Genomic DNA, 22,061 nt, shown 5'->3' with positions numbered 1-22,061 from the left:
TGTTCGTCCTCACGACGCCTGCGCAAAGCGCTGACGCAAGTCGTCGAGAATCATGCGCGCCGTCGCGACGTTCGTCGCGCACGGCACGTTGTGCACGTCGCAGGCGCGCACGAGCGCGTTGATGTCCGGTTCGTGCGGTTGCGGGGTCATCGGGTCGCGCAGGAAAATCACGATATCCACGCGGCCTTCCGCCAGTTCCGCGCCGATCTGCAAATCGCCGCCGTGCGGGCCGGAGAGCTTGCGCTCGACCTCCAGCCCGTGCGCCGCCGCGATGCGTCCGCCGGTCGTGCCGGTCGCGACGAGGCTGCATTGCGCGAGCGTGTCGACGAACTCGCCCGCGAGCGTGACGATGTCGTCCTTCTTCATGTCGTGCGCGATCAGCGCGACGCGTGTGGTCATGTGCATGTCCTCGATCAATACGTGCCGGGATAGGCGCCGCCGTCGATCAGCAGGTTCTGACCGGTGATGTAGCCCGCGTGCACGCTGCAGAGGAACGCGCATGCACGGCCGAACTCTTCGGACGTGCCGAAGCGTCCCGCGGGCAGGCTTTGCGCGCGACGCGCGCGCATGTCCTCGATGGAGATGTTCTGCGCCTTCGCCTGCGCTTCCATCGTCACGGCGATGCGGTCGGTGTCGAAGGTGCCCGGCAGCAGATTGTTGATCGTGACGCCCGTCGAAGCGACCTTGCGCGCAACGCCCGCGACGAAGCCCGTCAGCCCGGAACGCGCGCCGTTGGAGAGGCCCAGCACGTCGATCGGCGCCTTCACCGACGAACTCGTGATATTCACGATGCGCCCGAAGCCGCGCTCGATCATGCCGTCGATGGTCGCCTTGATCAGTTCGATCGGCGTCAGCATGTTGCCTTCCAGCGCCTTGATCCACATGTCGTGCGTGAAGGTGCGGAAGTCGCCCGGCGGCGGCCCGCCCGCGTTGTTGACCAGAATGTCCGGCGACGGGCACACGGCGAGCGCGGCGGTGTGGCCTTCGGGCGTCGTGATGTCGCCCGCGACCGTCGTGACGGTGACGCCGTATTGCGCGCGGATGTGCGCGGCCGTCGCTTCGAGCGTTTCCGCCGTGCGCGCCGTGATGACCAGATTCACGCCCTCGGCGGCGAGCGCTTCGGCGCAGCCCCGTCCGAGGCCCTTGCTTGCCGCGCACACCAGCGCGGTGCGGCCCGCGATACCCATGTCCATCGTTCATCCTCCGTGTCGTTGTCGCGATCGGCGTAAAAACGCCTCTCGCGCAATTCTAGAAGAATCGGGGCGGCAACGTCGGCGGGCGCCCGGGACCGCTCATACGATTCTTCTTAGGGGCGCGCGGGCTTTTGGGTAAACTGTCGCCACTGCCTTCCCCCATCGTGGAAGGCAGAACATCACACCAGCAGGACGCGCAGCGCGCGCGGGACCCATGAAACAAGACAGCCGCTTTCCCAATCTCTTCATCCTCGATCACCCGTTGATCCAGCACAAGCTCACCCACATGCGCGACAAGGACACGTCCACGCGCACGTTCCGCGAGCTGCTGCGGGAAATCACGCTGCTGATGGGCTACGAAATCACGCGCAAGCTGCCGCTTACGACGAAGCGCGTGGAAACGCCGCTCGTCGAAATCGACGCGCCGGTGATCGCCGGCAAGAAGCTCGCGATCGTGCCGGTGCTGCGGGCGGGCATCGGCATGTCGGACGGTTTGCTGGATCTGGTGCCGTCGGCGCGTGTCGGGCATATCGGCGTGTATCGGGCCGAGGATCATCGTCCGGTCGAGTATCTCGTGCGCCTCCCGCCCGACCTGGAAGAGCGCGTCTTCATCCTGTGCGACCCGATGGTCGCGACCGGTTACTCGGCGGTGCATGCCGTCGACGTGATGAAGCGCCGCAACGTGCTGGGCGAGAACATCGTGTTCGTCGCGCTGGTCGCGGCCCCGGAAGGCGTCAAGGTGTTCCAGGACGCGCATCCGGACGTGACTCTCTACGTTGCGTCCCTCGATTCGCATCTGAACGAGCATGCGTATATCGTTCCGGGACTCGGCGACGCGGGCGATCGCCTCTTCGGCACGAAAAACTGAGCATCCGCTTCATTGCGCGATTCAACTTCGACCGCCGCGCCATTCGCGCGGCGGTGCGCGTTTACGGCGGCCTTTGCACGATTTCGCCGCGATTCGCCGGAATTTCACGTTGTTTGCATCATTTTTCCCGCGACGGTCCGCGCGCGGCGGTTCTGGGAGCATGCCCCGCCATGCTAAAATTTCGGTCTGTTCCCGATCGGGTTACGCCGGGTCCGACGATCCTCGAGCGAACCCGCTGCCGTCCGACGAGCGCGGCACGGACAGACACATTCGGCACCACAAAGCACGACAGCACACTAGGCGCACGGCACGACGCCCGCGCGCGACGGAGAAAGGTAATGGCGGGTCATTCCAAATGGGCCAACATCAAGCACAAGAAAGCCGCGGCTGACGCGAAGAAAGGCAAGGTCTGGACGCGCCTCATCAAGGAAATCCAGGTCGCGGCGCGCATGGGCGGCGGCGAGACCGATACGAACCCGCGCCTGCGTCTGGCCGTCGACAAGGCCTACGACGCCAACATGCCGAAGGACAACATCAACCGTGCGATCCAGCGCGGCGTCGGCGGCGTAGATGGCGCGAGCTACGAAGAAATCCGTTACGAAGGCTACGGCATCGGCGGCGCGGCGATCATCGTCGACACGATGACGGACAACCGCACCCGCACCGTCGCGGAAGTGCGCCACGCCTTCTCGAAGTTCGGCGGCAACATGGGCACGGACGGCTCGGTGTCGTTCATGTTCGATCACGTCGGCCAGTTCCTGTTCGCGCCGGGCACGCCGGAAGACAAGCTGATGGACGCCGCGCTCGAAGCCGGCGCCGACGACGTCGTGACGAACGAGGACGGCAGCATCGAAGTGGTCTGCCCGCCGAACGACTTTCAAAAGGTGAAGGACGCGCTCGAAGCCGCGGGCTTCAAGGCGGAACTCGCCGAAGTGACGATGAAACCGCAAACGGAAGTCGAATTCAGCGGCGACGATGCGGCCAGGATGCAAAAACTGCTCGATGCGCTCGAAAATCTCGACGACGTGCAGGAAGTCTATACAAACGCCGCGATCAACGAAGACTGAGCTTCGTGTCGCACAGGGCGCGGCGGAACCGAACACCGCCCCGCCCTCACGTGGAACATCTTTCGCTACGGCTCGCATGCCGGAGCAGCGCCGCCCGATCTTTCGCGGCGCCGCATCGCCCCTGGAAGGCGCGTGACGCAGCCGATGTCAGCGCGAGCCGCCTTCGCGACGTTTCGACCCTTGTCGAGCGCGCACGTCAGAGGCCGTGCGCCCGCCGCTTTTTCTCAAGCCGCTTTTTGTCAGGATTTCGGGGAATCAAATGAAGTTACTCGTCGTCGGTTCCGGCGGCCGCGAACACGCGCTGGCCTGGAAGCTCGCGCAGTCGCCGCGCGTGCAGATCGTCTATGTGGCGCCGGGCAACGGCGGCACCGCGCAGGACGAGCGTCTGCGCAACGTTGACATCACCGACCCGGCCGCGCTCGCCGATTTCGCCGAGCAAGAACATGTCGCGTTCACGCTCGTCGGGCCGGAGCAGCCGCTTGCTGCGGGCATCGTCAACGTGTTCCGCTCGCGCGGCCTGAAAATTTTCGGGCCGACCAAGGAAGCCGCCCAGCTCGAAAGCTCGAAAGACTTCGCGAAGGCGTTCATGAAGCGCCACAACATTCCGACGGCCGAATACGAGACGTTCTCCGACATCGCCGCCGCGCACGCGTATATCGACGCAAAAGGCGCGCCGATCGTCGTCAAGGCGGACGGACTGGCGGCCGGCAAGGGCGTCGTCGTCGCGATGACGCTGGAGGAAGCGCACGCCGCCGTCGATTCGATGCTCGCCGACAACAAACTCGGCGACGCGGGCGCGCGCGTCGTCATCGAAGAATTTCTCACGGGCGAGGAAGCGAGCTTCATCGTATTGGTCGACGGCAAGCATGTGCTGGCGCTCGCGTCCAGCCAGGACCACAAGCGCCTGCTCGATCACGACAAGGGCCCGAACACCGGCGGCATGGGCGCATACTCGCCCGCGCCGATCGTCACGCCGCAACTGCACGCGCGCGTGATGCGCGAAATCATCCTGCCGACGGTGCGCGGCATGGAAGGCGAAGGCATCCGCTTCACCGGTTTCCTGTACGCCGGCCTGATGATCGACGCGAACGGCAACCCGAAAACGCTCGAATTCAATTGCCGCATGGGCGATCCGGAGACGCAGCCGATCATGGCGCGCCTGAAGGGCGATTTCTCGAAGGTCGTGGAAATGGCGATCGACGGCAAGCTCGATAGCGTCGATCTCGACTGGGACCGCCGCACGGCGCTCGGCGTCGTGCTCGCGGCGCACAACTATCCGGAGACGCCGCGCAAGGGCGACCGCATCAGCGGCATTCCGGCGGAAACCGACAATTCCGTCACTTTCCACGCGGGCACGACGCTCACCGACGGAAAGCTCACGACTTCGGGCGGGCGGGTGCTGTGCGTCGTCGGTCTGGCGGATTCCGTGCGCGGCGCGCAATCCGTGGTCTACGATACAGTCAACCAGATTTCGTTCGACGGCATGCAGTATCGCCGGGACATCGGCTATCGGGCGGTGAACCGCAAGCAGTCCGCGGACAAGCCAGCCGACAAGCACTGACAAGGCCACCGCGCGGCGTTTGCCGCACGCGCCGACGCGCTGCCGGACCTCGTGTCCGGCAGCATGCTTTTAAGCGTTTCGAAAACGAAGGGTAAACCCCGGACCGACCAGCAGCAATCGATGAGTGAACCGAACCGCAGCGCGGAACCACGCAAAGAACACGACGCAGCCCACGATATCGGCGCCGTCCGCGACTATCTGACGGGCCTGCAGACGCGCATCGCCGATGCCCTCGGCGCCTTCGACGGCACCGCCTTCGCCACCGATGCCTGGACCCGCGAGCCCGGCGCGCCTCTGCGCGGCGGCGGCGTCACGCGCATTCTGGAAGGCGGCGGGTTTTTCGAGCGCGGCGGCATCGGCTTTTCGGACGTGCAGGGCGACGCGTTGCCGCCGTCCGCGAGCGCGGCGCGTCCGCAGCTCGCGGGACGCGGCTTCGAGGCGCTCGGCGTCTCGCTCGTGATGCATCCGCGCAATCCGCACTGCCCCACCGTGCACATGAACGTGCGCATGCTCACCGCGACGAAGCCGGGCGAAGCGCCGATCTTCTGGTTCGGCGGCGGCATGGATCTCACGCCGATCTACGGCTACGAGGAAGACGCGCGGCATTTCCATCAGGTGTGCCGCGACGCACTCGATCCGTTCGGCGCGGACCTGTATCCGCGCTTCAAGACGTGGTGCGACGAGTATTTCCATCTGAAGCACAGGAATGAGCAGCGCGGCATCGGCGGCATTTTCTTCGATGATTTCTCGGAGCCCGGCTTCGAGCGCTCGTTCGCGATGATGCGAAGCGTCGGCGATGCGTTTCTGAACGCGTACCTGCCGGTCATCGAGCGTCGCCGCGAAACGCCGTATTCGGAGCGCGAACGCGAGTTCCAGGCGTACCGGCGCGGGCGCTACGTCGAATTCAACCTCGTGTTCGATCGCGGCACGCACTTCGGTCTGCAAAGCGGCGGGCGCACCGAGTCGATTCTGATGTCGATGCCGCCGGCCGCGAACTGGCGCTACGACTGGAAACCCGAGGCCGGCACGCCGGAAGCGCGGCTGTACGAAGATTTCCTGGTGCGGCGGGAATGGCTGTGACGCCCTGCGTGAAGCGCGTCGGTTTGTTCGGCGGCACCTTCGATCCGATCCACAACGGGCATCTCGCGCTCGCGCGGCGCTTCGTCGAGTTGCTGCGGCTCACCGAACTCGTGCTGCTGCCCGCCGGTCAGCCGTGGCAGAAGGCGGGCGTATCGGCGCCGGAGCATCGGCTGGCGATGACGCGCGCGGCGGCGGAATCGCTCGTGCTCGACGGCGTGCAGGTCTCTGTCGCCACCGACGAAATCGACCGCCAGGGCGACACCTATACCGTCGACACGCTCGCGAACTGGCGCGCGCACCTAGGCGCGGATGCATCGCTTTCGTTGCTGATGGGCGCGGATCAGTTCGTCAAGCTCGACTCGTGGCATCAATGGATGCGGCTTTTCGACTACGCGCACATCTGCGTGGAAACGCGGCCGGGATTCGATGTCTCGACGCTGCCGGCGGCCGTCGCCGCGCAAACGGCGAGGCGCGCCGCGTCGCCCGAAACACTGCAAGCGAGCCCGCACGGGCACGTGCTCATCGACGAAACGCTTCTGCTCGACGTATCCGCCACGGCGATCCGCGAGGCAGCGCGCACGATGACCGACGAACACGATGCCCGCGCTCAGGTCCCACCCGCGGTATGGGACTATATTGTTCAACATCACCTGTACCAGACACGGTAACCATGGAACTTCAGAAGCTTCAACGCGCGATCATCGACGGTCTCGAAGACGTCAAGGCGCAAGACATCAAAGTGTTCAACACCACTCACCTGACATCGCTGTTCGACCGCGTGGTCGTGGCGAGCGGCACGTCGAACCGGCAGACCAAGGCGCTCGCCAACAGCGTGCGCGAGAAGGTCAAGGAAGCCGGCGGCGATATCGTCAGCACGGAAGGCGAAGAGATCGGCGAATGGGTGCTGGTCGATTGCGGCGACGCGGTCGTCCACATCCTGCAACCGGCGCTGCGCCAGTATTACAACCTCGAGGAAGTCTGGGGCGACAAACCCGTGCGCGTGAAGCTGCAAACGCCGAACATGTTCGGCGGCGCGCGCGTGACCGCCGACGAAGACGAGGACGACGAAGACGCGCCCGCAGTCAAACGTCCCGCGCGCAAGACCACGCGCAAGCACTGAAGCCGCTTCATTCGATGAAGCTGGTCATCCTCGCCGTCGGACACAAGATGCCCGACTGGATCACGAATGGCTTCGACGAATACGCGAAGCGCATGCCGCCCGAACTGCGCATCGAGCTGAAGGAAATCAAGCCCGAGCAGCGCTCGTCCGGGCGCAATGCCGAGAGCGTGATGGCCGCCGAGAAGCAGCGCATCGAAGCCGCCTTGCCGAAGAACGCGCGCGTCGTCGCCCTCGACGAACGCGGCCGCGACTGGACCACGATGCAACTCGCGAACGCCCTGCCCGGCTGGCAGCAGGACGGGCGCGATGTCGCGTTCGTGATCGGCGGCGCGGACGGGCTCGATCCGGCTGTGAAAGCGCGCGCCGAACTGCTGCTGCGCGTGTCGAGTCTGACACTGCCGCACGGCATGGTGCGCGTGCTGCTTGCCGAACAGCTTTACCGCGCGTGGAGCATCACGCAGAATCATCCCTACCATCGCGCGTGAGGCTCTTCGATGTTGGATCGAATGCCGTGCGCGCCATTCGAACCGACTTCAAGATGCCGACTCATCCCTTCGTTTATCTCGCGTCTCAAAGCCCGCGCCGTCAGGAGCTGCTGCGTCAGCTCGGCGTGCGGTACGAACTTCTCCTTCCCCGTCCCGATGAAGACGCCGAAGCGCTCGAAGCCGAGCTGCCGGGCGAATCCGCGCATGCGTATGTCGTGCGCGTGTGCGCGTTGAAGGCGCATGCGGCGCGCGCGCGGCTGGTTGCGGGCGGCCATGCGAGCGCGCCGGTTCTCGTCGCCGATACGACCGTGACCATCGACGGCCTGATCCTCGGCAAGCCGCAACATGAAGACGACGCCGTCGCGATGCTCGAACGCCTCGCGGGCCGCGAGCACGAAGTGCTGACGGCGCTCGCCGTCGTCGATGCCGATGGCGTGCTGCTCGAACCCGCGCTCTCGCGCTCGACGGTGCGCTTCGCCCCGGCCGGCCGTGCTGCGCTGCAGCGCTACGCGGCGTCGGGCGAGCCGCTCGGCAAGGCGGGCGCGTACGGCATACAGGGACGTGCGGCGGAGTTCATCGAGCGAATCGACGGGTCCTATTCGGGTATCATGGGTTTGCCCCTTTTCGAAACAGCAGCCCTCTTGCGCGTGGCGCGCGTCGCATTCTAAACAGGCCATGAACGAAGAAATCCTGATCAACGTCACACCGCAGGAAAGCCGCGTCGCACTGGTTCAGCAAGGCGCCGTTCAGGAACTTCACGTCGAGCGCACGCTGTCGCGCGGGCGCGTCGGCAATGTGTATCTCGGCAAGGTCGTGCGCGTGCTGCCGGGCATGCAGTCCGCGTTCATCGATATCGGCCTCGAGCGCGCCGCGTTTCTCCATGTCGCCGATATCTGGCATCCGCGCATCGCGGGCGAGCCGCATTCGTCGGCGCCGCATACGCCGATCGAGAAGATCGTCTTCGAAGGGCAATCGCTGATGGTGCAGGTCGTGAAAGACCCGATCGGCACGAAGGGCGCGCGGCTTTCGACACAGGTGAGCATCGCGGGGCGCACGCTCGTGTATCTGCCGCAGGAGCCGCATATCGGCATCTCGCAGAAGATCGAGAGCGAGGCGGAGCGCGAGGCCGTGCGCGCGCGTCTGACGGCCGTCCTGCCCGCCGACGAGAAAGGCGGCTATATCGTGCGGACGATCGCCGAAGACGCGTCGAGCGAAGAGCTTGCGGCCGATGTCGCGTACCTGCGCAAGACCTGGGCGACGATCGTCGCGCAAGCGCAGCGCGTGCCGCCTACTTCGCTGCTCTATCAGGATCTGAATCTCGCGCAACGCGTGCTGCGCGACTTCGTCAACGACGACACCACGCGCATTCAGGTCGATTCGCGCGAAACCTATCAGATGCTCGCCGACTTCGCGGCGGAATTCACGCCGGCGGTGGCGTCGCGTTTGCATCACTATACGGGCGAGCGCCCGCTTTTCGATCTGTACAACATCGAGGCGGAGATTCAGCGGGCGCTGTCGCGTCGCGTCGATCTCAAGTCGGGCGGCTACCTGATGATCGACCAGACCGAGGCGATGACGACCATCGACGTGAATACGGGCGGCTATGTCGGCGCGCGCAATTTCGACGACACGATCTTCAAGACGAATCTCGAAGCGGCGCATACGATCGCCCGGCAACTGCGGTTGAGGAATCTTGGCGGGATCATCATCATCGATTTCATCGACATGGAGAATGTCGAGCATCGGGATCAGGTGCTGGGGGAGCTGAAGAAGGCTTTGTCGCGGGACCGGACGCGGGTGACGGTGAACGGGTTCTCGCAACTCGGACTCGTGGAGATGACGAGAAAACGCACGCGCGAGTCATTGGCGCATGTGCTGTGCGAGCCGTGTCCGACGTGCGAGGGGAAGGGTCAGGTGAAAACGCCGCGCACCGTGTGTTATGACGTGCTGCGCGAGATCATGCGCGAGTCGCGGCAGTTTAATCCGCGCGAGTTTCGGGTCGTGGCTTCGCAGCAGGTTATTGATTTGTTTCTCGAAGAAGAATCGCAGCATTTGGCGATGCTGATGGATTTTATCGGGAAGCCGGTTTCGTTGCAGGTGGAGAGTAATTTGTCGCAGGAGCAGTATGACATTGTGTTGATGTAGACGACGGCGCATGTCGCCCAAGGTTGAGCAAACCCTTGGGCATCCCTCGTGGGGGATATTACGTCATACGCTCAATGCGTTGCCGCAATGAGGCGCCATCGAATCGAGCCTTGGGCTTGGTTATGCTGATGATGATTCTGCGGCGGAAGCCGGTGACCGTATGTGGACACGATATTCTCACCGCACCCTTCACATCGATATATTCCGGAATGAGGCGCTTCGTGTCCCGGATCAGTCACTCTGTCGAATGCGGCGTTGTCGCTCTGATTGAGGAATTTGCCGTATTTATAGTTTGCCATTGAAATATCTCCCTTTAGGAGAGCAAATGGTCTCTCATGTAAGCGCAATCGCGAAAGGCGATTGTTCCTAGTATCGATACCAGGTCAGTCAACCCTTCGCGCCTCATCAACGTCTTTACCTTTACCTCACGCCGCCTGCTGCTGATACTGAATCCGATGCAAATGGGCATACAGCCCATCCTTGCGCAACAGCTCGGCATGACTGCCCTGCTCCGCGATCTTCCCCGCTTCCATCACGAGAATCCGGTCCGCGCGCTCGATCGTGGACAACCGGTGCGCGATGACGAGCGTCGTGCGTCCCTTCATCAGCGTCTCGAGCGCCGATTGCACGTGCCGCTCCGATTCCGAATCCAGCGCCGAGGTCGCTTCGTCGAGGATCAGGATCGGCGCGTCCTTATAGATCGCACGCGCGATCGCGAGACGCTGACGCTGCCCGCCCGACAGGCGCATGCCATTGCCGCCGATCAGCGTATCGATGCCATCCGGCAGCGACGCCACCACATCCGACAGATTCGCCGCGGCAAGCGCCGACATCACGCGCTCGCGATCCGGCGTCTGACCATAGGCGACGTTCGCCGCGATCGAATCGTTGAAGAGCACGACGTCCTGGCTGACCATCGCGAGCTGGCCGCGCAAGTCGTGCAGGTTGTATTCGTCGAGCGGCACGCCATCGACGAGCACGTGACCGGCGCGCGGATCGAAAAAGCGCGGCAGCAAATTCACGAGCGTCGTCTTGCCGCTGCCCGACGGCCCGGCGAGCGCGACCATCTCGCCCGGCGCGACCTTGAACGACACGCGATCGAGCGTCGGCCGATCGACGGAGCCGTAGCTGAACGTCACGTCGCGGAATTCGACTTCGCCGCGCGCGCGCGGCAGACGCCGCCCGCCGCCTTCGGGCTCGGACGGCTCGTCGATCAGCCCGAAAATCAGCTCGGCCGCCGTCATGCCGCGCTGCAAGGGCTGGTTGATGTCGATCAGATGCTTGAGCGGCGAGATCACGAGGAGCATCGACGTGACGAACGCGACAAAACCGCCGACCGTCGTCTGATCGTTCGCCGACTGCACGACCGCGATGGTGATGACGATGGCAAGCGCGATAGACGCGAGAAACTGCGTGAGCGGCTGTGCAAGTCCGCCCGATACCTGCATGCGCATCGAGTAACCGCGCAGGCGATGGCTCATTTCCGTGAAGCGGCCGATTTCGTAAGGCTCGCCGTTGTGCACCTTCACGACCTTGTAGCCGCCGACCGTCTCCTCGACGATATAAGACAACTCGTTAGTCAGTGTCTGATGCTCGCGGTTCAGGCGCCGCAGCCGCCGGTTGATCTTGCTGACGAGCCAGCCGATCGCCGGCAGAATGACCGCGACGATCAGCGTGAGCCGCCAGTTGAGGATAAACAGATAGCCGAGCAGAAACACGACCGTGAGCGAGTCGCGCACGAGCGTGACGACCACGCTCGACAGCACGCTCAGAATCTGGTTGACCTCGAAAACGATCGCGTTGATGACCGTGCTCGCGGTCTCGCGCTGAAAGAAACCCGCGCTCGTGTGAATCATGCGGTGGAACATCTCGAGCCGCAGTTGCAGCAGGATCTTGTTCGTCACGTACGAGAGGAAATAGCCGGACGCGTATTGCGCCGAGCCGCGCACGAGCGCAAGGCCGATGACCGCGGCCGGCACGAGCCACTTCGCGTGATCGCTGCTCTTGGAACCGAAACCGTGGTCCAGCAAGGGTTTCAGCAGCATCGGGATGCCCGCCTCGGTCGCGGCTACGATGCCCATCGTCAAGAGGCCGAGAAGCACCATGCCCATCAGCGGACGAATGTACGGCCATAGCCGTTTCATGACGGCTGTGGGCGAGCTGCTTTCGCCCGCGCCGATGGTCTTGCGCAATGTCTGCTTCTCGTTCAAAACTTTCCTCGGTGTTCGGTTTGCATGGGAGTGCGCCGGTTCGATTCGCGGTGCGGATCAGCACACGAGAATCCGCCATTCTAATCCTGTGAGCGGCTACGTCGACGGAACCTGTCCGCAGCGCCTACTGTTGCGCCTGCGCGGGCGCGCGCGGCGGCGGCAGACGGCCCGTCAGACGCTCGCCCCGGCCGAGCATCAGTCCGGCGAAGCACCAGAACGCGAGCGCGGTGGTCTGCCACATGAAGTCGTCGGTTGAGTTCTTCGCGACCATCCCGCCGATGAGCGCGATGCCCCCCGCGGCCAGCCACGGCAGTTCGCGCCTCAGGCGCCAGAAACGGATGGCGAGCGCCGCGAAGAGTGCCGCCTCCAGCACGACGCCCACGATGCCCGTCTCCAGCCACGTATTCAGAAACAGGTTGTGCGCGTGCGTCAGCGCCTGCGGTTCCGCGGCGAGCAGGCGCGGCGGAATCTCCTGCTTGTACACGCGGCCGGGCAACGGCTTGCCAAAACCGACGCCGATCCACGAATGCGGCTCGCCAACCTTGCCGTAGAACGCCCACAGGCGCGGACGCGTATCGGCGGCGAGCGTGTCGCCGATGCCCGGCAGGAACGACGGCACCGGAATACGATCGCCTTCGATCGTCACGCCGTGCGCGGGCAACGGCGGCGGATGCAGCGCGAAACGGCTGCGCGAACTGAATTCGAGCGTGCCGATCACCGCCGCCGCGACGAGCAGCAGCACCGCCGACGCGACCAGCATGTGCCGCCGGTAGAGCGGATACAAGGCGATCACCAGCGTGACGAACGCCGCGAGGCCGAAGAACCGGTTGAGCGTCGCGACGCCGATGAAAACGCCGAGCAGCACGCCCGTCACGCCGATCACGCGCCATCGGCCACTGAGCATCAGGCCGGTGAAGAGCGCCATCGCGAAGAGCGCGACCGTGCTCGTGTGCCCGACGCGGTTGTAGAAGTGCAGCATGAACGTGTCGGCGGTCGGCGGCTGCAGTTGCCCCCAATAGACGACGCTGATCACGGCCACGAGCACGCAGCCGAGCCAGTGCGCGAACACGAAACGTTCGGGGCGCTCCGTGCGCGCGCCGAGCAGCCAGAAACCGAAAAAAGCAAAGAGCGGATAGAAGACTTCGTCGAGCCAAGCGTGCATGCTCTCGGACGGATAAGCCGACCACGACACCGACGCGAGCGCCCACGCGGCCCAGACCACCGCGGGCGCGAGAAGCGGCCAGCGCAGCGGCGACGGCGCGCCGCGCGTCGCGGCCAGCGCGATCGTGCCGACGCCGATGAACCCGAGCGCGATGTTTTCGAGCGCCGTCATATGGGCGAACGCCACGACGAAGAGAATGACGGGCGCGCCGATCCAGAGAAACCAATCCGGCTTGAAACGATACGTTGTAGTCGTCATAGACCTTCCGTCAACATCTCCTCGAGTGCCCGGCTCACCGCATCGAGGGAGAGGAGGCCCATGCATTCGGCGTGATCGCCGCGCCACGCGACGCATGTCGTTTCGTTGCGATCGCAGCGGCGCGCCCACGAAACGTGCCGCCGGAAAATGTCCGGCTCGTCGCGGCATGGCATATCGACGATGGTAACCGGCCTGAAACGCGCGTCGCGCCAAAATTCGCCCGCGCCGTGGATCATCGCGTTACCGGGGCCGAAGAGCGTCACCGTCGGCACGCCCGCCATGCGTCCCAGATGCGCGACGCCCGTGTCCGGGCACACCACAGCCCGCGCATGCGCGAACAGATGCCAGAGTTCGCCGAGCCCCATGCGGCCCGCGAAGCTCGGATACCGCGCTTCAGGGTCGATCGCGCGGATGAGATCGGCTTCGTTCGGACCGCCGCTCCAAACCGGCGTGTAGCCCAGCGCCTCGATGCGTCCGGCGAGCGCGCGCCAGCGTTCGTGCGGCCAGCGCTTGACGGACGTGCTTGCGCCCGGATGCAGCACCACGTAAGGTCGAGCGAGCGCCGCGTCCGCCTGCGCGATCGATGCGCCCGCCGGCGTCGGCCAGTCGCTCGGGCGATAGCGCGCGGGCGGCGGCCCGTCGATCAGCGTCGCGGCGATGTCGGCCCATGCGGCGGGTTCCGGCGGATACGGATGAGACTCGTCGAGCGGCCAGTTCTTCCACGCGGGCGTATCGTCGCCGTGGCCGATGATCCAGCGGCACTTCGCGGCGATGGCGAGCCACGCATGGCGGTTGTCGCCGACGACGATACCGAGATCGTACGGGCCGGATGCCAGCACGGCCGAAACGCTCGACGCATCGCGCGGATCGAAAGGCAGCGCCTGCGCGCCATAAGGACGTCCCGCGTAGAGCGGCACGATTGCTTTCGGGCAAGTAAGCGCAATGCGCGCGTGCGGATATCGCACGCGCAGTTTCGCGACGAGCGGCGTCAGCAGCAAGGTATCGCCGAGCAGCAAATGATGCGCGATCAGGATGCTCGACACGTCGGTCGGCCTGCGGCGGAACGCCTTGAACGCAAGCTTGGGTATCGCTCGGGCAATGATGCGTATGCGCCCGGAGAGTCGGCTCATAGAATCAAAAACAGGATTGCTCGCGGCGGCTCACAGGCGAAACAGGAGCGATGCGCGCTCCCGCTTGCAGATGGAGTTCGTCAGGCCGCGTTGTTTTCATGAACATCGATGCGGCTCGCGAAAGGAAAATTGATCCTTGATGACGGATGTGCTGGGAACCAAACTCGCCTCGATCGATCTTTTGCTACGCGCTCCCGTCAGGCACACTATCGGCCTCTATCAATCCTGACAACAAAAAGAGGCCCGCAGCCTCTTTACGTCTGGTCCGGGCATGGCCGAATGCCTCGATGGCGCCACGTCCAGCCAGTATCCGATAATTATAGCAACACGCACGCCGGTTCACGCTCCATGTCCCGCCCCACCCTCGGCATCGCCATCATCACCCACAACGCCGCCGCGCGGCTCGCGCAATGCCTCCAGGCGGTTTCCTTCGCCGATGAAATCGTCGTCGTCGACGGCGGCAGCACCGACGCGACCGTGGGCATCGCCGAGGCACATCGCGCGCGGGTGATCGAGGCGCGCGACTGGCCGGGCTTCGGCCCGCAGAAGAACCGCGCGCTCGACGCGCTCTCGACGGATTGGGTGCTCTCGATCGACGCCGACGAAATCGTGTCGCCGGAACTCGCGGCTTCGATCCGCGCGGCGATCACGGATCCGCAGGCGGACATCTACGCGGTCGATCGCCTGTCGAGCTTCTGCGGCGTGTGGGTGAAACACAGCGGCTGGTATCCGGACTGGATTCCGCGGCTGTTCCGGCGCGGCACGGCGCGCTTCTCGCCCGATCTCGTCCACGAGCGGCTCGTGCCGTCCACAGGCAAGCCGCCCGCACGCCTCTCCGGCAAGCTGATGCACTACTCCTACGAAGACTTCGAAGCGGTGCTGCGCAAGCTGGACGCGTACTCCACGGCGGGCGCGCAGCAGCGTCACGCAGCGGGCAAGCGCGGCAGCTTCGGCACCGCGCTCACGCGCGGCACGTGGGCATTCGTGCGGACTTACGTGTTGCGACGCGGGTTTCTGGACGGCAAAGCCGGCTTCATGATCGCGGTGTTCAACGCGCAGACGGTCTACTACCGGTTCCTGAAACTCGCACACTTCGACGAGATGCGCTGAACGCCCTAGCGCTTCGAATCGATCTCGCGCGCGATATCGATCAGCGCCCGGACGTGCGTATCGACGCGCGTGTCGTAGCGCACCGCTGCGTCCGGCACGCGCGCGGCGTTACGCCGCGTTTCGATGGCGTCGAGCACGGTGCGGCGCAGATCGTCGGCGTCGCCGGATTTGAAGACGTGCTTCGCGTGATCCGCGATCGCATCGCAGCAGCCGATGCACTTCGGGAAAATCACCGGCGTGCCGCACATCACCGATTCGATGCCGACCAGGCCGAACGGCTCGTAGCTCGACGCGAGAATCGTGAAATCCGCCGCGCGATACGCGTCCTCGATATTCTTCGCATAACCGACATAGCGCACGTTCGCCGCCGGTTTCTCCGGCGCGCGGCCCGCGACCGCGATCACCACGTTCAAGCCGGCGAGTGCCTTTTCGATCAGCGGCAAGCCCTTGCGTTCGTGACTGCTCGACGGAAACAGGAGCACGGTTTCGTCGGGCTTGAAACCGAATCGTTCGCGCAGACGGGCGCGCGCGGCGGCATCGACCGGAGAGAATCGCGCGCCGTCGACGGGCGGATAAAGCACACGGATCTTGCGGATGTCCACGCCGTACAGCGCGCGCAGTTCGTCGCTCATCATGTCCGAATGCGCGACGATCACCTTCGCCTGAGCATATTGACGGCGCTCCAGCGCGATCTGCCGCGTGTCGGAGCGCTTCTCGCGCCGCCCGGTCGCGCGCAGAAAGCCGATGTGCGTGCCGCCGCAAACGGCGATCTCGGACCCTTCCACGCGATTGCAGCCGATGAGCACATCGACCTTGGCGCGCCTGCGTGCGCGCTTCAGTTTCCACGAGAAATACGCGTCGCGCAGTTTGCCCGGCAGAAACGACACCTTGATGCGATGCGCCTCGATCAGCCGGCTCTCGGGCAGCGACATATCGATCTTGCGCGCGAAGAACGCGGGCCTGCGCTTGCCGTCGAAGCCCGCGGCGGCGAGGCCGCGCACGAGATCCATCGCGTAGCGCTCGAGACCGCCGGAATGCTTCAGCGCATTCGCCGATATGCCGATGCGCATCAGTAGACGATTTCGATCGCGCTGCCCGCGAATTCGCCGCGCAGCGCCGTGATGAGTTCGTCGGTCGGCTTGACGCGCCACGCGTCGCCGAGGCGCACTTCGCCTTCGGCATGCTCGCTGCGATAGACGATGCTCACGTTAAGCCCGTTCGGAATCGGCGCGGATTGACGCTGGCGGCCGTTGTCCTTCACTGGCATCGGCGGCGGCGCGGCCTGTTCGCCCGCCGCATGCGCTTCGAGCACGCGGCGCAGGCGCAAGGCATCGGCGTTGCCGTTCATCTCGACCTTCACCGATTGCGCATAGCGGCTGCGCGCGCGTTCGAGGTCCATCGCCGTATCGACGGTGAAGCGGATGCCGCCCGTGAACGCGTCGTTGCGCGCCTGACCTTGCACGACGAGCAGTTCGTCTTCCTTGAAGAGCGCCTTGTTCGCTTCGAATTGCTCGTTGAAGACGGTGACTTCGCATTGCCCGCTGCCGTCGTCGAGATTGACGATCAGCATCTTGCCGCGCTGCGTCATCTGCGTGCGCATCGCCGAAATGACGCCCGCGACCAGCTTGTCGCGCCCTTCCTTCAGCTCGCCGATTTTCTGGCGCACGAAGCGGCGCACTTCGCCCTTGTACGCATCGAAGAGATGGCCCGACAGATAGAAGCCGAGCGCGGTTTTCTCTTCCTGCAGACGCTTCTTGTCCGACCACTCGGGTTCGTCGACGTATTCGTGTTTCGCGAGCGGCGCGTCGCCCATGTCGAAGAGGCCGGCCTGCATGGCGTTGGCGGCGGCCTGATCGGCGGCTTCCATCGCGAGCGGCACCGAGGCGAGCAATTGCGCGCGATTCGCATGCAGCGTGTCGAACGCGCCCGAGCGGATCAGCGCTTCCACCGTGCGACGATTCACGACACGACGGTCGATGCGCTCGCAGAAATCGAACAGATCGACGAACGGACCGTCCTCGCGCGCGCGCAGGATTTCCTCGATCGCGTTCTGCCCGCTGCCCTTCACCGCGCCCAGACCGTAGCGAATGGTTTTCGAGCGCTTGCCATCAGGTTCCGCGACCGGCTCGAAGCGATACGCCGAGTGATTGATGTCCGGCGGCAGCACGGCCATGCCGTTCGTGATGCAGTCCTCGAAGAGGATTTTCACCTTGTCGGTGTCGTCCATGGCGAGCGACATGTTGGCCGCCATGAATTCCGCCGGATGATGCGCCTTCAGCCACGCCGTGTGATACGCGAGCAACGCATAGGCGGCCGCGTGCGACTTGTTGAAGCCGTAGCCGGCGAACTTCTCCATCAGGTCGAAGGTCTCGTCCGCCTTCGCGCGCGTGAGGCCGTTCTTCGCCGCGCCTTCCGCGAAAATCTCGCGATGCGTGGCCATTTCCTCGGGCTTCTTCTTGCCCATCGCGCGGCGCAGCAAGTCCGCGCCGCCGAGCGAGTATCCGCCGATGATCTGCGCCATCTGCATCACCTGCTCCTGATAGACCATGATGCCGTAGGTCTCTTTCAGAACAGGCTCGACGCGCGGGTCCGGATATTCGACGATCTCGCGCCCGTGCTTGCGCGCGCAGAAGCTCGGGATCAGATCCATCGGGCCCGGACGATACAACGCCACGAGCGCGATGATGTCTTCGAAGCGGTCCGGCTGCGCGTCCTTCAGCATGCCTTGCATGCCGCGGCTTTCGAGCTGGAACACGGCGACGGTGTTCGCCTTCTTGAGGATCGAGAACGACGCCGGATCGTCGAGCGGCACCTGCGCGAGATTCCAGTCCTTCTTCGACGGATCGAGACGGCGAATATAGCGCTCGGCCCAGTCGAGAATGGTGAGTGTGGTCAGCCCCAGAAAGTCGAACTTCACGAGGCCGACGGCTTCCACGTCGTCCTTGTCGTACTGGCTGACGACGCCGCCGTCCTCGCCCTGCGTGTAGAGCGGACAAAAATCCGTGAGCTTGCCCGGCGCGATCAGCACGCCGCCCGCGTGCATGCCGACGTTACGCGTGAGCCCTTCCACGCGCTGCGCGAGTTCGAGGAGCTGATGCACTTCGTCTTCGGAATCGAAGCGTTCCTGAAGCGTCGGCTCTTCCTTCATCGCATCCGCGATGGTCACGTGCTTGCCGGGCTTGAACGGAATCAGCTTGGCGATGCCGTCCGTGAACATGTAGCCGAGATCGAGCACGCGGCCGATGTCGCGCACCGCCGCCTTCGCGGCCATCGTGCCGAAAGTGGCGATCTGCGAGACCGCATCCGCGCCGTACTTGCCCTTCACATACTGGATGACGCGATCGCGCCCTTCCTGGCAGAAGTCGATGTCGAAGTCGGGCATCGACACGCGTTCCGGATTCAGGAAACGCTCGAACAGCAGGTTGTAGCGCAGCGGGTCCAGGTCCGTAATGCCGAGCGCGTACGCGACCAGCGAGCCCGCGCCCGAGCCGCGTCCCGGACCGACCGGCACGCCATTGTTCTTCGCCCACATGATGAAGTCGGCGACGATCAGGAAGTAGCCGGGAAAGCCCATCTTGATGATCGTGCCGCACTCGAAGTCGAGGCGCGCGTAATACGTTTCGCGCTGCGCGCCGCGTTCGGCTTCATCGGGATAAAGCTGTTGCAGCCGAATTTCGAGCCCTTCCTTCGACAACTGCACGAGGTAGTCGTCGAGCGACATGCCATCGGGTGTCGGGAAAAGCGGCAGCTTCGGCTTGCCGAGTTCGAGCGTCAGATTGCAGCGCTTCGCGATCTCGACGGTGTTCGCGAGCGCTGACGGAATGTCCGCGAAGAGCGCGCACATTTCGTCCTGCGTGCGGAAATACTGATCGTTCGTGAAGCGCTTCTGCCGGCGCGGATTCGCGAGAATGTCGCCTTCGGAAATGCAGACGCGCGCTTCGTGCGCGGTGTAGTCGTCGGGCGTCATGAACTGCAGCGGATGCGTCGCGACGACGGGCAGTTTCAGCTTCGCGGCGAGCTTGACCGCTTCCTGAACATAAGCCTGCTCGCCGGGTTGACCCGCGCGCTGCAATTCGATGTAAAACGCGTTCGGAAAGAGCTTCGCCCAGCGCTCGGCATGACGTTGCGCAGCCGCCGCATTGCCCGCCGCGAGCGCCATGCCGATATCGCCCGTCTGCGCGCCCGAGAGCGCGAGCAGCCCATTCGCCAAACCTTCTTCGAGCCATTCGACCATCACTTCGGCGCGGCCGCGATACTGGTTCGTGAGCCATGCGCGGCTCAGCAGTTCGCACAGGTTGAGATAACCCTGCTTGTCGCGCACGAGAAGAAGAAGGCGCGAGGGCTTGTCACGATCGGCGGGATTGGTGATCCAGACATCGCAGCCCGCGATGGGCTTGATGCCGCTGCCGCGCGCTTCCTTATAGAAGCGCACGAGACCGAACGCGTTGCCGAGATCGGTCAGCGCGAGCGCGCCTTGTCCGTCTTTTGCGGCAGCCTTGACGACGTCGTCCAGCCGCACGATGCCGTCGGCAATCGAGAATTCGGAGTGGACGCGGAGATGAACGAAGCGGGGATCTGACATGGCGGTATTGTACATGCGGGGCAAACGCGAAAACGGGCGCGGCGCTCGCGTTGGCCGAACGGACAAGGCCGCGCGCACGCCCGAAATTGCGCACGCGCAAGGCGCGGCGCCGCGGCGGATCGAATCCGGGAAAGCCATGCGCCGTTTGCGGGATAATACGTGTTTTGCGCGCGATTCATCCGCGCACCTTTTTACCCGTTACAGCCGTTTGCGCTTCATCCGATCATGAGCATTCTGAATCTCTCCGCCTACAAATTCGTCACCATCGAGGACGGCCCCGCGTGGCGGCCGCTCGTCACCGAACGCTGCAACGCGCTCGGCCTGAAAGGCACGATTCTGCTCGCGCCGGAGGGCATCAACCTTTTCATCGCGGGGCCGATTGCCGAAGTCCGCGAATTCATCGATTACATCCGCACGGATGCGCTTTTCGACGGCCGTTTCGCCGACCTTCAGTTCAAGGAAAGCCTTTCCGCGAAGCAGCCGTTTCGCCGCATGCTGGTGAAGCTCAAGCGCGAAATCATCACGATGAAAAAGCCCGCGATCAAGCCGGAACTGGGCCGCGCGCCGTCCGTCGATGCGCCCACGCTGAAGGCCTGGCTCGACCGCGGCCATGACGACGAAGGCCGTCCGGTCGTGATGCTCGACACGCGCAACGCGTTCGAAGTCGATGTCGGCACGTTCGACAACGCGCTCGACTACCGCATCACGATGTTCAGCGAGTTTCCCGACGTGATCGAGCAGAACCGCGCGGATCTGCAGGACAAGACCGTCGTGTCGTTCTGCACCGGCGGGATTCGCTGCGAAAAGGCCGCGATTCACCTGAAGGAAGTCGGCATCGAGCATGTCTATCAGCTCGAAGGCGGCATTCTGAAATACTTCGAGGAAGTGGGCGGCGCGCATTACACCGGCGAGTGTTTCGTGTTCGATTACCGCACGGCGCTCGATCCGAACCTGCAGCCCACGGCGACCGCGCAATGCTTCGGCTGCCGCTCGGTGGTGCCGGTCGAAGATCAGGCGTCGCCGTTTTACAAGCCGGGCGAAACGTGCCCCGCTTGCCATCCCGGCGCAAAGGTCAGCCGCGCGGCCTGAGAGCCAAACGAGAGCCGATGACCTATCGCGGCCGCTTCGCGCCCTCGCCCACCGGCCCGCTGCACGCGGGTTCGCTCGTCAGCGCGCTCGCGAGTTTTCTCGATGCGCGCGCGCATGGCGGAAGCTGGATCGTGCGTATCGAAGATGTCGATGCACCACGCACCGTGCCCGGCGCCGCCGACGAAATCCTTGCGACGCTCGCGCATTTCGGCATGCATTCGGACGAAACTCCAGTCCGGCAAAGCGAGCGCGGCGACGCGTATCAGGCGGCTTTCGAACGCCTTCAGGCGGCGGGCTTCATCTATCCGTGCGGCTGCACGCGACGCGAAATCGCGGATTCGCTCGTTCACACGCACGCGCGCCACGCGACGCTCGCCTATCCGGGAACATGCCGCAACGGCCTGCACGGCAAGCCCGCGCGCGCATGGCGGCTGCGCGTGCCGGACGGCGACGCGGCGCTCGTTACCTTCGTCGATCGCTGGCAGGGACCGCAGACGCAGAATCTGGCCACCGAAGTCGGCGATTTCGCGCTGAAGCGCGCGGACGGGCTGTGGGCTTATCAACTCGCGGTCGTCGTCGATGACGTTGACGCCGGAATCACGCACATCGTGCGCGGCGCCGATCTGCTCGATTCGACGGCGCGGCAAATCTATCTGCAGCGGTGCCTGAAGGTGCCGACGCCGGCTTATCTGCATGTGGACGTCGTCAACAACGACGCCGGCGAAAAGTTGAGCAAGCAGACGGGCGCGGCGCCGCTCGACCGGCACGCGCCGCTCGACGCGCTCGTCGAGGCGGCGCGGCATCTGGGCATCCACGTTTCGGCCGGTTCGCTCGACGCGTTCTACAGCGCCGCGACGCCCGCATGGGCGAAGCGCTTCACGCGCTAGATTCCTGGCCCGAACGCAAAAAAAAAGCAGCCGCGTGGGCTAATGCCGTTCAGTTAGCGCTGAACGGCATTTTTGTTTGTGGGGGCCAGAAGTGGTTGTAAACGGAGCGCCGGG

Annotated in this window: 19 protein-coding genes; 12 read left to right on the top strand and 7 right to left on the bottom strand. The window is 64.5% G+C overall.

Annotated elements, in window-relative coordinates; genetic code table 11:
* Positions 1-9 precede the first annotated feature (9 nt).
* Complete coding sequence (locus tag NOV72_RS24370; RefSeq protein WP_106857182.1) at positions 10-399, bottom strand: methylglyoxal synthase; 390 nt, start codon at positions 397-399, stop codon at positions 10-12.
* Between the two features lie 14 nt (positions 400-413).
* On the bottom strand, positions 414-1,193 hold the full coding sequence (locus NOV72_RS24365) for an SDR family oxidoreductase (protein WP_106857122.1): 780 nt from the start codon (positions 1,191-1,193) through the stop codon (positions 414-416).
* Positions 1,194-1,407: 214 nt separating this feature from the next.
* Here NOV72_RS24365 and upp point away from each other — a divergent pair, with 214 nt between their 5' ends.
* The 9 genes from upp to rng all read left to right on the top strand — a co-directional run bounded on the left by upp (position 1,408) and on the right by rng (position 9,519).
* Entirely contained in the window at positions 1,408-2,061 is a 654-nt protein-coding gene (upp, locus tag NOV72_RS24360) for a uracil phosphoribosyltransferase (RefSeq protein ID WP_106857121.1), read from the top strand.
* Positions 2,062-2,399: 338 nt separating this feature from the next.
* Positions 2,400-3,128 (top strand): YebC/PmpR family DNA-binding transcriptional regulator, encoded by a 729-nt coding sequence (locus NOV72_RS24355; RefSeq protein ID WP_106857120.1) that lies wholly within the window; start codon positions 2,400-2,402, stop codon positions 3,126-3,128.
* Positions 3,129-3,387: 259 nt separating this feature from the next.
* Positions 3,388-4,689: a phosphoribosylamine--glycine ligase gene (gene purD, locus NOV72_RS24350; RefSeq protein ID WP_106857181.1), complete on the top strand. Its 1,302-nt coding sequence runs from the start codon at positions 3,388-3,390 to the stop codon at positions 4,687-4,689.
* Positions 4,690-4,809: 120 nt separating this feature from the next.
* Positions 4,810-5,769 (top strand): oxygen-dependent coproporphyrinogen oxidase, encoded by a 960-nt coding sequence (gene hemF, locus NOV72_RS24345; RefSeq protein ID WP_106857119.1) that lies wholly within the window; start codon positions 4,810-4,812, stop codon positions 5,767-5,769.
* Positions 5,760-6,437: a nicotinate-nucleotide adenylyltransferase gene (locus tag NOV72_RS24340; protein WP_106857118.1), complete on the top strand. Its 678-nt coding sequence runs from the start codon at positions 5,760-5,762 to the stop codon at positions 6,435-6,437. The genes hemF and NOV72_RS24340 overlap by 10 nt, the downstream gene beginning before the upstream one ends.
* Before the next feature lie 2 nt (positions 6,438-6,439).
* Positions 6,440-6,889, top strand: a complete 450-nt coding sequence (gene rsfS, locus NOV72_RS24335) for a ribosome silencing factor (protein WP_106857117.1) — start codon at positions 6,440-6,442, stop codon at positions 6,887-6,889.
* A 14-nt stretch (positions 6,890-6,903) separates the two neighbouring features.
* Positions 6,904-7,374 (top strand): 23S rRNA (pseudouridine(1915)-N(3))-methyltransferase RlmH, encoded by a 471-nt coding sequence (gene rlmH / locus NOV72_RS24330; RefSeq protein WP_106857116.1) that lies wholly within the window; start codon positions 6,904-6,906, stop codon positions 7,372-7,374.
* A 53-nt stretch (positions 7,375-7,427) separates the two neighbouring features.
* Positions 7,428-8,042 carry a Maf family protein gene (locus tag NOV72_RS24325; protein ID WP_106857180.1) on the top strand — a complete coding sequence of 205 codons (615 nt, stop codon included), beginning with the start codon at positions 7,428-7,430 and terminating at the stop codon, positions 8,040-8,042.
* Positions 8,043-8,049: 7 nt separating this feature from the next.
* Positions 8,050-9,519 carry a ribonuclease G gene (gene rng, locus NOV72_RS24320; protein ID WP_106857115.1) on the top strand — a complete coding sequence of 490 codons (1,470 nt, stop codon included), beginning with the start codon at positions 8,050-8,052 and terminating at the stop codon, positions 9,517-9,519.
* Between the two features lie 425 nt (positions 9,520-9,944).
* On the opposite strand, the gene msbA is transcribed toward rng, so the two are convergent.
* From msbA to NOV72_RS24300, 3 genes are all read right to left on the bottom strand, one after another.
* Complete coding sequence (msbA, locus tag NOV72_RS24310; RefSeq protein WP_425428772.1) at positions 9,945-11,663, bottom strand: lipid A export permease/ATP-binding protein MsbA; 1,719 nt, start codon at positions 11,661-11,663, stop codon at positions 9,945-9,947.
* Between the two features lie 190 nt (positions 11,664-11,853).
* On the bottom strand, positions 11,854-13,149 hold the full coding sequence (locus NOV72_RS24305; protein WP_106857112.1) for an O-antigen ligase family protein: 1,296 nt from the start codon (positions 13,147-13,149) through the stop codon (positions 11,854-11,856).
* Positions 13,146-14,279, bottom strand: a complete 1,134-nt coding sequence (locus NOV72_RS24300; RefSeq protein WP_106857111.1) for a glycosyltransferase family 9 protein — start codon at positions 14,277-14,279, stop codon at positions 13,146-13,148. The genes NOV72_RS24305 and NOV72_RS24300 overlap by 4 nt, the downstream gene beginning before the upstream one ends.
* A 348-nt stretch (positions 14,280-14,627) precedes the next feature.
* On the opposite strand from NOV72_RS24300, the gene NOV72_RS24295 reads away from it, so the two are divergent.
* Complete coding sequence (locus NOV72_RS24295; RefSeq protein ID WP_106857110.1) at positions 14,628-15,389, top strand: glycosyltransferase family 2 protein; 762 nt, start codon at positions 14,628-14,630, stop codon at positions 15,387-15,389.
* A gap of 5 nt (positions 15,390-15,394) precedes the next feature.
* Here the strand turns inward: NOV72_RS24295 and NOV72_RS24290 are convergent, their stop codons facing one another.
* A complete protein-coding gene (locus tag NOV72_RS24290) occupies positions 15,395-16,459 on the bottom strand; it encodes a glycosyltransferase family 4 protein (protein WP_106857109.1) in 1,065 nt (354 codons plus the stop codon).
* Positions 16,459-19,986, bottom strand: coding sequence for a DNA polymerase III subunit alpha (dnaE, locus tag NOV72_RS24285; RefSeq protein WP_106857179.1), 3,528 nt, complete (start codon positions 19,984-19,986; stop codon positions 16,459-16,461). The genes NOV72_RS24290 and dnaE overlap by 1 nt, the downstream gene beginning before the upstream one ends.
* 210 nt (positions 19,987-20,196) lie before the next feature.
* Between dnaE and NOV72_RS24280 the strand changes: the two genes are divergently transcribed.
* Both NOV72_RS24280 and gluQRS read left to right on the top strand, forming a co-directional pair.
* Positions 20,197-21,060 carry a sulfurtransferase gene (locus NOV72_RS24280; protein WP_106857108.1) on the top strand — a complete coding sequence of 288 codons (864 nt, stop codon included), beginning with the start codon at positions 20,197-20,199 and terminating at the stop codon, positions 21,058-21,060.
* 17 nt (positions 21,061-21,077) lie between these two features.
* A complete protein-coding gene (gluQRS, locus tag NOV72_RS24275) occupies positions 21,078-21,947 on the top strand; it encodes a tRNA glutamyl-Q(34) synthetase GluQRS (protein WP_106857107.1) in 870 nt (289 codons plus the stop codon).
* The last annotated feature ends 114 nt before the right edge of the window (positions 21,948-22,061 follow it).

Origin of the sequence: Caballeronia novacaledonica, from assembly GCF_900258035.1 — a bacterium.
GTDB lineage: Bacteria > Pseudomonadota > Gammaproteobacteria > Burkholderiales > Burkholderiaceae > Caballeronia > Caballeronia novacaledonica.
Note: the sequence above shows the minus strand (reverse complement) of the source record. Positions and strands in the feature narration are given on the sequence as shown.